The organism is Pseudomonas fulva, assembly GCF_023517795.1.
Lineage (GTDB): Bacteria > Pseudomonadota > Gammaproteobacteria > Pseudomonadales > Pseudomonadaceae > Aquipseudomonas > Aquipseudomonas fulva_D.
This window is the reverse complement of the sequence record NZ_CP082928.1, coordinates 902,941-914,673: the sequence shown is the minus strand read 5'-3', so window position 1 is coordinate 914,673 and position 11,733 is coordinate 902,941. Positions and strand designations below refer to the sequence as shown.

At 65.4% G+C, this 11,733-nt stretch carries 10 protein-coding genes; 2 read left to right on the top strand and 8 right to left on the bottom strand.

The annotated features are described in order from the left end of the window. Nucleotides 1-4 precede the first annotated feature (4 nt). Nucleotides 5-214, bottom strand: coding sequence for a cold-shock protein (locus tag K8U54_RS04115; RefSeq protein WP_003245585.1), 210 nt, complete (start codon nt 212-214; stop codon nt 5-7). A 326-nt stretch (nt 215-540) separates the two neighbouring features. Between K8U54_RS04115 and dcd the strand changes: the two genes are divergently transcribed. Further along, a complete protein-coding gene (gene dcd / locus K8U54_RS04110; protein ID WP_070887937.1) occupies nt 541-1,107 on the top strand; it encodes a dCTP deaminase in 567 nt (188 codons plus the stop codon). A gap of 281 nt (nt 1,108-1,388) precedes the next feature. Next, entirely contained in the window at nt 1,389-1,616 is a 228-nt protein-coding gene (locus K8U54_RS04105; protein ID WP_249908992.1) for a hypothetical protein, read from the top strand. Between the two features lie 9 nt (nt 1,617-1,625). On the opposite strand, the gene K8U54_RS04100 is transcribed toward K8U54_RS04105, so the two are convergent. The 7 genes from K8U54_RS04100 to K8U54_RS04070 form a co-directional block, all read right to left on the bottom strand. Further along, complete coding sequence (locus tag K8U54_RS04100) at nt 1,626-2,471, bottom strand: ABC transporter ATP-binding protein (RefSeq protein ID WP_249908991.1); 846 nt, start codon at nt 2,469-2,471, stop codon at nt 1,626-1,628. A gap of 10 nt (nt 2,472-2,481) precedes the next feature. Next, nucleotides 2,482-3,327 (bottom strand): nitrate ABC transporter permease, encoded by an 846-nt coding sequence (gene ntrB / locus K8U54_RS04095; protein ID WP_070887934.1) that lies wholly within the window; start codon nt 3,325-3,327, stop codon nt 2,482-2,484. Nucleotides 3,328-3,340: 13 nt separating this feature from the next. After that, the gene (locus K8U54_RS04090) at nt 3,341-4,672 is read right to left on the bottom strand and encodes a CmpA/NrtA family ABC transporter substrate-binding protein (RefSeq protein ID WP_249908990.1); all 1,332 of its coding nucleotides are present in this window, start codon (nt 4,670-4,672) and stop codon (nt 3,341-3,343) included. A 652-nt stretch (nt 4,673-5,324) separates the two neighbouring features. Next, complete coding sequence (locus tag K8U54_RS04085; protein WP_249908989.1) at nt 5,325-6,632, bottom strand: nitrate regulatory protein; 1,308 nt, start codon at nt 6,630-6,632, stop codon at nt 5,325-5,327. 74 nt (nt 6,633-6,706) lie between these two features. After that, the gene (cobA, locus tag K8U54_RS04080; RefSeq protein WP_249908988.1) at nt 6,707-7,453 is read right to left on the bottom strand and encodes a uroporphyrinogen-III C-methyltransferase; all 747 of its coding nucleotides are present in this window, start codon (nt 7,451-7,453) and stop codon (nt 6,707-6,709) included. 37 nt (nt 7,454-7,490) lie between these two features. After that, a complete protein-coding gene (locus tag K8U54_RS04075; protein ID WP_249908987.1) occupies nt 7,491-10,232 on the bottom strand; it encodes a nitrate reductase in 2,742 nt (913 codons plus the stop codon). After that, the gene (locus K8U54_RS04070) at nt 10,232-11,497 is read right to left on the bottom strand and encodes an NAD(P)/FAD-dependent oxidoreductase (RefSeq protein ID WP_249908986.1); all 1,266 of its coding nucleotides are present in this window, start codon (nt 11,495-11,497) and stop codon (nt 10,232-10,234) included. Before K8U54_RS04070 ends, K8U54_RS04075 begins: the two co-directional genes overlap by 1 nt. Nucleotides 11,498-11,733: the final 236 nt, after the last annotated feature.

Sequence of the window (11,733 nt, the reverse complement as noted above, 5' to 3'; positions counted from 1 at the left end):
CAGGTTAGATAACCTGAACTTCCTCAGCTTGCATGCCTTTCTGACCACGGGTGGCCACGAAGGAAACCTGCTGGCCTTCTTTCAGGCTCTTGAAGCCATCGCTCTGGATAGCTTTGAAGTGTACGAACAGGTCGTCACCGGATTGCGGGGTGATGAAGCCGTAGCCTTTTTCATCGTTGAACCACTTAACGGTGCCAGTCTGACGATTGGACATGTGATGTCTCCTAAGAACTAAATAATTAACAGCCCTGGATAGAACCAGGCCGGGACTGAGTGCAACGAGTACTAGGAGTCGGACGATGTTTGGATCGAAATCTAGGCATCATGTAGCGATTCGCGGTGACACATGCAGCACAGTGGGATCACCATACCCGCTTTTTTCGCGAAGTGCGAATGGTCTGTCAGTCTTTCTGCGATTTACTTGCATCGGCGCCTGCGCGGGCGCCTCGCTGCGGCCTGTCGAGAGGCTTTGAACCCAGCCTTGCAGCCCGGTAAGATGCCTGCACTTTTCACCGCACAGACCTTCAGGACGGCCCCGCCATGAGCATCAAATCGGACAAGTGGATTCGCCGCATGGCCCAGGAACACGGCATGATCGAGCCCTACGTCGAGCGTCAGGTGCGCGGCGCGGACGACAGCCGGGTGATCTCCTACGGGGTGTCCAGCTACGGCTACGACGTGCGCTGCGCCGATGAATTCAAGGTGTTCACCAACATCCACTCGGCGGTGGTGGACCCGAAGAACTTCGATGCCAAGAGCTTCGTCGACATCAAAAGCGACGTGTGCATCATCCCGCCGAACTCCTTCGCCCTGGCGCGCACCGTGGAGTTCTTCCGCATTCCCCGTGACGTGCTGACCATCTGCCTGGGCAAGAGCACCTATGCGCGTTGCGGCATCATCGTCAACGTCACGCCGCTGGAGCCGGAGTGGGAAGGTCACGTGACCCTGGAGTTCTCCAACACCACCAACCTGCCGGCGAAGATCTACGCCAACGAAGGCGTGGCGCAGATGCTGTTCCTGCAGTCCGACGAGGCCTGTGAGGTGTCCTACAAGGATCGTGGCGGCAAGTACCAGGGCCAGACCGGCGTCACCCTGCCAAAGGCCTGACGGCCGCTGCAGCGTGAAAAAACCGGGCATGGCCCGGTTTTTTTATGCCCGACTGCGCCCGGCGCTCGTGCCGATACCGGACGAAGCAGCGAATCGCGGGCAAAAAAATGGGCGCTTCATGCGCCCGGAGAAATCAATCGATGCACCATTTGTGAGTGACTCGGGCCAGTGAAGTTCCCCGAGATTTATAGGGCGAACTGTTCGAAGGCGGCAGGTCTACATGAGTATCAGGGCACGCCGGCTTGGCGTGTCGCCACGTTGTTGCCTGCGGGAGACTCGCCATGAGCCGATGGATCATCACCTATAGCCGAGATGAGGCTGCCGAAGTCCTCAAGGTGAAATCGAAAGACAAGCCCAGCCTGGAGCAGGCGGTCACCTGGGTGCTCGAATGGGCGCAGGAGAATCTCGAACCCCTCGAGCCCAAGGAGCAGCCCCACGAGGAGCAGACGCCAGCGGTGCGCCTCGAGGAGCGCTACGGCATCACCATCACCGGCATCGCCAAGGACTGACCGGCCTCCCTACGCCCGGGCGCGCTGCTGGTCGGCAGGCGCACTGGTGCTACGTCGTTGCAGGGGCTCGACCTTGCGCTGTTTTTCATGCAGGAAGCTCAGCACCGCGTGGCGATAGGCGTTGTAGCGCGGATCGTCCGCCAGGGCGATGCGGTCGCGCGGGCGCGGCAGGTCGATGCTGAGGATCTCGCCGATGGTCGCCGATGGGCCGTTGGTCATCATCACGATGCGGTCGGAGAGCAATACGGCTTCGTCGACATCGTGGGTGATCATCATCACCGTGTTGTGCAGCTCGCTCTGGATGCGCATGACCTCATCCTGCAGGTGGGCGCGGGTCAGGGCATCGAGTGCGCCGAACGGCTCGTCGAGCAGCAGCACCTTGGGTTCCATCGCCAGGGCGCGGGCGATGCCGACGCGCTGCTTCATGCCGCCGGAAATCTCGTTGGGGCGCTTGTGCAGGGCGTGGCCCATGCTTACCAGTTCCAGATGATGCAGCGTCCAGTCGCGGCGCTCGGCCTTGCTCTTCTTGTGCTTGAATACCTTGTCCACCGCCAGGGCGACGTTTTCCTGCACGGTCAGCCAGGGCAGCAGCGAGTGGTTCTGGAACACCAGGCTGCGATCCGGGCCGGGACCACGTACCTCGCGTCCGTCGAGAATCACCGCACCGCTGGTCGAGTCGGTGAGGCCGGCGACGATGTTGAGCACCGTCGACTTGCCGCAGCCGGAATGGCCGATGATGGAGATGTACTCGCCGCGCTCGACGTTGAGGTTGATCTGGTTCAGGACGTGGGACGTGACACCGTCACGCTCGAAGTACTTTTCCACATGCTCGATGCTCAGGTAGTGCTTGCTCATGTCTGTCTCCTCAGGCCGATGTGCCGCGGGTGATGCGATTGCCGACGAACAGCACCAGACGGTCGAGCACGAAGCCGACCACGCCGACGTAGATCAGGGCGAGAATGATGTCGCTGATGCGCGAGGCGTTCCACGCATCCCAGATGAAGAAGCCGATGCCCACGCCGCCGATCAGCATCTCGGCGGCGATGATCGCCAGCCACGACAGGCCCACGCCGATACGCAGCCCGGAGAAGATGTACGGTGCGGCGGCCGGCAGCATGATCTTCTGGAAGTATTCCACGCCATTGAGGCGCAGCACCTTGGCGACGTTGCGGTAGTCCTCGGGAATGTTGCGGATGCCCACCGAGGTATTGATGATGATCGGCCAGATGGCGGTGATGAAGATCACGAACAGTGCCGAGGGGTGGCTGTCCTTGAAACCGGCCAGCGACAGCGGCAGCCAGGCCAGCGGCGGCACGGTACGCAGGATCTGGAACAGCGGGTCGAGGCCGCGCATCGCCCAGGTCGACTGGCCGACCAGCACGCCGAGGGCGACGCCGACCACCACCGCCAGGGCATAGCCATAGGCCACGCGCTCGAGGCTGGCGAGCAGCTGCCAGGCCATGCCGACGTCGGTGCCGCCGTTGTCGTAGAACGGATTGACGATCAGTTCCCAGGTGTCCTCGATGACCTGGCTGGGCGGCGGCAGCGCGGCATTGGCGCCGCTGCACAGCAGTTGCCAGACGAGCATCAGCGCGGCGGTGATCACCAGCGGCGGCAGCACCGACTGCATCAGGGTGGTCGACAGGCGTTTCAGCCAGCTGGGGGCGATGACGCCAGCCGGCAGGGCCAGCGATTTGACGGGCGCATTCATGGCGTTTCTCCGGTTAGACCTTGAGAGTCAGGCTATCGAGATAGGCTTGCGGGTTTTGCGGGTCGAAGGTCTTGCCGTCGAAAAAGGTTTCGACGCCGCGGGATTTACCCTGGGGAATCTGTTCGGCGGGCACGCCGAGTTCGGCCGCCGCCTGGCGCCAGATGTCCTCGCGGTTGACCTGGTCGATCAGTGCCTGGCTGTCGAAATCCTTGGGCAGGTAGCCCCAGCGCTTGTTTTCGGTGAGGAACCACAGGTCGTGGCTCTGAAACGGATAGGAGGCGAACTCGCTCCAGAAGCGCATCAGGTGCGGGCTGTTTTCCACCACACGGCCGTTGCCGTAGTCGATGTTGCCCTGCAGGCGCGCCAGCAGGTCCTTGGCCGGGGCGCCGATCCAGCGGCGCTTGGCGCAGATCTCCGCGACCTTTTCCTTGTTCGCCGCGGCCTCGCAGAACATCTGCGCTTCCATCACCGCCTTGAGCAGGGCGCGGGTCGCGTTGGGGTTGGCGTTCACGTAGTCGGCGCGCAGCGACAGCGCCTTTTCCGGGTGGTTGGCCCACAGCTCGCCGGTGGTCACCGCACTGTAGCCGATGTCCTGGTTGATCAGCTGGGCGTTCCATGGCTCGCCGACGCAGAAGGCATCCATGCTGCCGACCTTCATGTTGGCGACCATCTGCGGCGGCGGGATGACCACCGTCGGCAGATCCGTGTTGGGCTCGATGCCGCCGGCGGCCATCCAGTAGCGCAGCCACAGGTCATGGGTGCCGCCGGGGAAGGTCATGGCCGCGGCGATCTTCTGGCCCTTGGCCTGCTTGGTCGCGACCGCCTGCTTGAAGGCGCTGGCGTCGGTGCCGAGCTTGAGGTCCGCGTATTCCTTGCTGATGGAGATGCCCTGGCCGTTGAGGTTCAGGCGCGCCAGCAGGACCATCGGCAGCGGCGTGTTGTTGGTGGTGATCTTGCCGGCGGCCATCAGGTAGGGCATCGGCGTGAGGATATGGGCACCGTCGATGCCGCCACTGCCAGCGCCGAGCACCAGGTTGTCGCGGGTGGTGCCCCAGGAGGATTGCTTGAGCACTTCCACCCCGGTCATGCCGTGCTTGGCGAACAACCCCAGCTCTTCGGCGACGAACAGTGGCGCAGCATCGGTGAGGGCGATAAAGCCGAGTTTGGCCTTGGTGGTTTCCAGGCCATCCGTGCCGGCAGCCCAGACCGCACTGCTCAGACCTGCCGGCAGCAGGCTCATCAAGGCACCGCCGCCGAGCAGCCCCATGGACTGCTTGAGGAAGGTGCGGCGTGGCAGGCCGGTTCTTTCTTCGGCGTTCTGCTGTTCGCGTGGCGTGTCGTCCATCTCGTTCTCCCCAAAGGCACGCAAAAAAAACGGCGTCACGCTCAGGCAGCGCTGGGCTGCATCGAGTGTGGACGCCGTTGTCCAGAGTTCGGATTGTGGAGGGGCAGGGCCTGCCTCCTTGCCAGGAGACGTAGCAGGTTGCATGCCAGCCATTTCGGCGCCTGATTCGACTGCGGGGCCGTCGATGGTGGAGCCCCCTTATCGAGGCGTTAACTGGTTGAGCGGGAAGGCTTTTCGGACCGCGCTCGATACGTCACGGCGATCCGCGCAGTGCGCGGGCCACCGTCGCTATCGCACAGCAGCGGGGCGCGATACGTCTTTGGTGCGCGGCGCAGGTGCATGGAGGTTCGGGAATGGGCGCTGGTAGTCAGATGGATCTAGGGAAATAAGGCAAAAGCGGCCGTTACCCTATCCGTGAGAACGGGCGGTGATACCCGTGATTTTTCGCGGGCATGGCCCGCTCCCACAAGGGATCAGGCGTAGGGTGGATGACGCTTCACCCATCCACCGCTCTGCAATCGCAATGGTGGACAAAAAGAGCGTTGTCCACCCTACGGGAACGACCGGCCGCTCCCGCCACGTTTAAGCCATTGCGAATGGCATTCTTGGGGTGGGGGGGGAGGCGACGCTCAGTCATAGAGCCGCAGCTCGCTCAGCCGCGCTTGCCCTTGTCGCCTCGCGGAGTTGGCTGCGCCTTGCGCGCGGCAAAGGTGAGCAGGCTCTGGGCCACGTCGACCAGGCGCATGCTGCGCTCCATGGCCGATTGGCGCAGACGCGCGTAGGCGTCCTCTTCGCTCAGGCCGTAGTCGTTCATCAGCAGCTTCTTGGCCCGCTCGATCAGCTTGCGCTCGTTGAGGGTTTCGCGGGTTTCCTGCAGTTCGTCGCTGACCTTTTGCAGGCGCTGGTTCTGCTCGTGGAGAAGATCCAGCACCGAGCGGGCCAGGTGGCTGCCCACGGCACCCTGGGGTGGGGTGTCGAGGGTGCTGCTGTGCACGCTGAACAACAGCGCCTGGTCGCTGGCAGCATCCATCTGCGCCACACGGCCGAGCAGGGCGCGGTGGTTGTCCAGGTCGGCATGGGCTTCGGCGATGCTGCGCCGGCAGCGTTCGAGCAGGCACTGGGTCAGGTGGCTTTCCACCTGTTTCATGGCGTCGATGCGCCTGGTGTTGAGCTCGAACCATAGCTCGCACAAGCCCGGGTCCACCTGGGCCGCGGCGGAGGTGCGCCTGGCGACCCCGCGCAGGCTGATCACCTGGGCCACGGTGTCGGTGCCGAGAATACCCTGCCACAGGGCACTGGCCTCGGCATCGGCGAACTCGCCGAAGATGTCGAAGCAGCGCTCCTGGCCTTCCTGCAGATGCAGCAGGCGGGCCTGCAGTTCGTCATCGAAGTGCCCACGGGAAAAACCTTCCACGCCGACTGCACGTTCCTGGCCGGCGAGCTCCTTGCCCTGCATGAAGTTGAACAGCGCTACCAGCAGCCGGGTGAGGCCGGGGTCGGCGGCGGTATCGGCCGCTTCGAAGACCACCGCCAGAAGCCCGCCGATGAGGCGGGTAAAGGCCTGGGTCGCCTGGCGTGGCGACAATTGCCGTTCACGGATGCGCCGGCGCAGCCCAGGCAGTTCGTCGAAGCCATGCAGCACGTAGGCGATGCGGTTGAACAGGCGCGCCCGGTCGGCGGCGTTGGCCTGGGCGGTGTCCATGGACAGAAAAAAACCATGCACCTCGCGCTCTACGACGGCGCAGTCTGCGCTGTGGGCATCAAGTTGGTGCAGATAGTGGTCCGTCTGGTTGCCCAGATAGACGTTCGAGTAGCCCCGTTCCTTCTGCAGCTGGTGTACCAGCTGGCTGATCCGGGTAACCAGCTCGCAGGTGACGGACAGGCTTTCCAGGCCCTGCAGCTCGCAACGGCGGGCGGCGAGCATGAAACGCAGGGTGGCGGGCATCTTGTGATCGGGCATGGCAGGGTCTTGTCGGTCGCAGTGTTGAACCAGAACGGTGCAAATAGCAGTCCAGTTCTGCTGGGCCACCTGCTTCAGGCGCTGTGCAGGTGCAATTGCTCGGCGGCCAGCATGGCGGCGCCAACCACCTCGCCGATCACCAGGATGGCCGGGCTTTTCAACTGAATGGCCTGGGCGTCGTCGGCCATCGCCTGCAACGTGCTGCGGCATTCACGCTGCTCGGGCAGCGAGGCGTTCTCGATCATCGCCACCGCGGTGTCGGCGGGCATGCCGGCGTCCAGCAGATGCTGGCGGGTGTCGGCCAGGGTGGCGATGCCCATGTACACCACCAGCGTGGTGCCGGCGTGGGCCAGGGCCTGCCAGTTCGGCGAGGTGCCGTCCTGGGTGTGCGCGGTGACCAGCGTCACCCCGCGCGCCACGCCGCGCAGGGTCAGGGAGATACCGCAGCGTGTCGCTGCAGCCAGGCCGGCGGTGATGCCGTTGACGATCTCGCAACGCACGCCGCGCCCCGCCAGCCAGTCGGCTTCTTCGCCGCCACGGCCGAAGATGCACGGGTCGCCGCCCTTGAGGCGCGCCACCACCTTGCCCTGGCGGGCGTAGCGCAACATCAGGCGGTGGATGAACGCCTGGGGCGTGGAGCGACAGCCGCCGCGCTTGCCGACGCGAATCACCCGGGCGCCGGGGCAGTGCTCCAGCACCTGGGGGTTGACCAGATCGTCGATCAGCACCACGTCGGCCAGGCCGAGGGCGCGCACTGCCTTGAGAGTGAGCAATTCCGGGTCGCCGGGGCCGGCGCCGATCAGCCATACGCTTGGGTTCATCACGGGATTCCTCTGTCTAGGTTCAACCCAGTCTTCGCTAGGCTTCGATCGTCTGTAGCGCCAGCAGGCGCTTGATTTCCGGGACGCAGGAGCCGCACCCGGTGCCGCAGCCGAGATTCCGTTTCAGTGCGGCGAGGTCACAGCCGCGTTCGATGCCCTCGCGCACGGCGGTTTCACTGACGTTCATACAGGTGCACAAGGTTTTGCCAGTACGTATCGTCGTCCGCCCAGGCGGGGTTTCCAGCGGGGCCAGAAGCCAACGCCGCAGGGCGCGGCCGGTGTCGTCGTCCAGCGAGGTCTGGTTCTGCCAGAGTTCACGCAGCCAGTTATGTGCTCTGCTTTCGCCACTCAGGGCAAAACCGGTCAGGCGGCTGTCCTCGATACGCACGCGTTTGTGGATGGGCATGCAGCCCAGTTCATCGCGCGGGTCGTCGTAGCGCATCACCGGGCCATCGTTCAGGCCCAGGTGCTGGTGCAGCTGGTCGAGCAAGGCGGCAGCCGGGGCGTGATGATGGGCGGCACGCATCACCAGTGCCGAGGTTTCACGGCCGACCAGGGCGAAGCTGGCATGGGCGAAGCCGTCGCACAGCGGGCGCAAGGCCTGCAGGCGCTGCTGCACGTCGCCTTCGACCAGCGCCTGGAAGGTCCAGGGCAGGTCGATGGCCTGCACCTCGATGCCGGCGTGCTTGAGCTCAGGCTGCTTCGACAGCGGATCGAATGCCGGTAAGGTCAGGGCGTTGACGCCCAGACCCTTGAGAAAGCGGTCGCCCCAGTGCATGGGCAGGAACGCCTGGCCCGGTTGCAGGCTGGCGTCGGCCTGCACACGCAGCACCAGCGCGCCGCGGCGGCTGCGCACCTCGACCAGCCTGCCGTCCTCCAGCTGCCGCTGCGCCAGGTCCTGGGGATGCAGGCCGAGCAGCGGTTCCTCGACATGGGCGAACAGCCGCGCCGCGGTGCCGGTGCGGCTCATGCCGTGCCACTGATCACGCAGGCGGCCGGTGTTCAGCGTCAGTGGATAGCGCTCGTCGCGCTGCTCCTTGGGTGACTGATAGGCCTCGGCGATAAAGCGTGCGCGACCGTTGACGCTCGGAAACTGGCCATCGCCGTAGAGGCGCGGCGTACCTCGTTCTGCGCCTTCGGGAAATGGCCACTGCTGGGGGCCACGGGCTTCCAGCAGGCCGTAGCCGAGCCCGCTCAGGTCCAGGTCACGCCGACGGGTCAGTACCTTGTATTCCTCGAACAGTTGCTCGGGGTTGCTGAAGGCGAAAAGGCCGGCCGGCGTGCCCGGCAGCCTGGCTTCCAGGCGGCGGGCGAAGTCGCAGGTGATCGACCAGTCCGCCCGCGCCTCGCCTGGTGCCGGCACCGCACGGCGCACCCGGCTGACGCGGCGCTCGGAGTTGGTCACCGTGCCTTCCTTCTCGCCCCAGCTGGCAGCGGGCAGCAGCAGGTCGGCGAAGCGGCAGGTCTCGGTGGTGGAAAATGCTTCCTGCACCACCACGAACGGGCAGTCGCGCAGGGCCTGATGAATTCGCTGCTGATCGGGCATCGACTGGGCCGGGTTGGTGCAGGCGATCCACAGTGCCTTGATCCTGCCGCTGCCGACGGCCTCGAACAGCTCGATGGCGCTGAGCCCTGGCGTTTCCGGCAGCCTGTCGACGCCCCAGTAAGCAGCGATTTCGGCGCGGTGTTCGGGGTTGGCGACTTCGCGGTGGCCAGGCAGCAGGTTGGACAGGCTGCCGGTTTCCCGGCCGCCCATGGCATTGGGCTGGCCGGTAAGGGAAAACGGCCCGCTGCCTGGCTGGCCGATCTGCCCGGTGGCCAGGTGCAGGTTGATGATCGCGGCGTTCTTGGCGGTGCCGGCGGTGGACTGGTTGACGCCCATGCACCACAGCGACAGAAAGCGTGGCGAGCGGCCGATCCACTCCGCGCAGCGGCGCAGATCCGCCTCGCTGATCGCGCACAGCCCGGCAACCCGTGCCGGCGTGTAGTCGGCAGCCAGGCTTGGCAGGGCGTCGAAACCTTCCGTGTGAGCTTCGATAAAGGCGTGGTCGATCCGCCCCTGTTCCAGCAGCAGGTGCAGCACGCCGTGCAGCAGCGCCACGTCGCTGCCAGGGGCGATGGCCAGGTGCAGATCGGCCAGCTCGCAGGTGTCGGTGCGCCGTGGGTCGACGACGATCACCTTCATCTGCGGGTTGCCAGCCTTGGCCGCTTCCAGGCGACGAAACAGGATCGGGTGGGCGTAGGCCATGTTGCTGCCGATGATCAGCAACGTGTCGGCCTGCTCGATGTCCTCGTAGGAGCAGGGCGGGGCGTCGGCGCCCAGGCTGCGCTTGTAGCCGACCACGGCCGAGGACATGCACAGGCGTGAATTGCTGTCGATATTGTTGGTGCCGACCAGGGCACGGGCCAGCTTGTTGAAAGCGTAGTAATCCTCGGTCAGCAGCTGCCCGGAGATATAGAACGCCACGCTGTCCGGGCCGTGTTTGCGAATGGTCTCGGCGAATACCTCAGCGGCGTGATCCAGGGCGCTGTCCCAATCGGTGCGGGTGCGGCCCAGCCCTTTGCCGAGGCGCAGTTCGGGATACAGCGCGCGGGCGGCGAGGTCGCCGGTCAGGTGCAGCGAGGCGCCCTTGCTGCACAGCTTGCCGAAATTGGCCGGGTGCGCCGGATCGCCGCTGATGCCGAGGATGCGCTCGCCATCGTGGTCGATCAGCACGCCGCAGCCGACGCCGCAGTAGCAGCAGGTCGAGGCGGTGGTTTGCCTGGCGCGGCTGCTCATCAGGCCGCCCCCTGCAGGAGCAGCGGTTCGGCTGGCACGGCCGGTGTCAGGCTGGCCACGGCCGCTTCGCCGAACATCAGCAGGTCGCGGATCGCGGCCAGGTTGCCGCCCTCGCGGATCAGCTGCAGGTACCAGGCGCTGTCAGCGGTGTCGCCGTACAGGCAGGCGCCGACCAGCACGTCGTTCTTGAGCACCAGCTTGCGGTAGCTGCCGGTGGTTGGGTCGTCCAGGGTGATGCTCTGGGTGCCGGGGTGGCCTGCGAAATCACCGGCGGAAAACAGCTCGATGCCGGTGACTTTCAGTTTGGTCGAGGTCAGCGACCCGAGGTAGCGGCGATAGCCCTGCATGGCCAGGTGGCTGGCGCATACCCGCGCCTGCTCGAACAGCGGCGCCACCAGGCCATAGGCGACGCCGCGGTGGCTGACGCATTCGCCCACCGCGTACACGCGCGGGTCGAAGCTCTGCAGCGTGTCGTCGACCAGGATGCCGCGGGCGCAGGGCAGGCCGGCGTCCTGGGCCAGTTCGATATTGGGGCGGATGCCGGCGGCCATCACCACCAGATCGGCGGGCAGGCTCTCGCCATCGCTGAAACGCACCGCGCTGACCCGGCCGGCGGCGTTGCCGATCAGTTCGCTGGTCTGCTTGCCGAGGGCGAAGTGCAGGCCGCGGCGCTCCAGGGCCGCCTGCAGCAGCCGCCCGGCACGCTCGTCGAGTTGGCGCTCGAGCAGGGTGGCGCCGTTGTGCACCACGCTGACGTCCATGCCGCGCAGCTTGAGGCCGTGGGCGGCTTCCAGGCCCAGCAGGCCACCGCCGATGACCACGGCGCGGCGGTGCCGGTTGGCGCTGTCGAGCATAAGGCGGGTGTCGGCGATGTCGCGGTAGCCGATCACGCCGTCCAGCCTGTTGCCGGGTACCGGCAGCATGAACGGCCGCGAGCCGGTGGCGATCAGCAGGCGGTCATAGTCGGCACTGCTGCCGTCATCGGCGATCACCCGGCGGCGGATGCGATCGATCGCCACTACCTTGCGGCCCAGGCGCAGTTCGATGCCATGGCTGGCGTACCAGGCGAGGTCGTTGAGCACGATGTCATCGAAGGTCTGCTCGCCGGCCAATACCGGCGAGAGCAGGATGCGGTTGTAGTTGGGGTGCGGCTCGGCGCCGAATACGGTGATGTGGTAAAGGTCCGGAGCGATCTTCAGCAGCTCTTCGAGCGTGCGCACGCCGGCCATGCCGTTGCCGATCATCACCAGTTTCAATCGCTTCATCCTTCACCTCCATGGAGCCAACCCAGGCGACCGCGAGGCCAAAAAAAAGCGTCCTGCACCGCCAGTGCAAGGACGCCTTTGTCCGGTCCCGATCATTCGGGGAGCGTGCCGTTTGCCGGCCCGCGTTATGTCTGGAAAGTGAACAGCAGGGACTGTGCCAACTTGATGGAGCCCACCGGAGCGGGCGCCGGGTAAGGCGCTGCGTTAACGACAGCGCGGTTGCTGACTGGTATTGG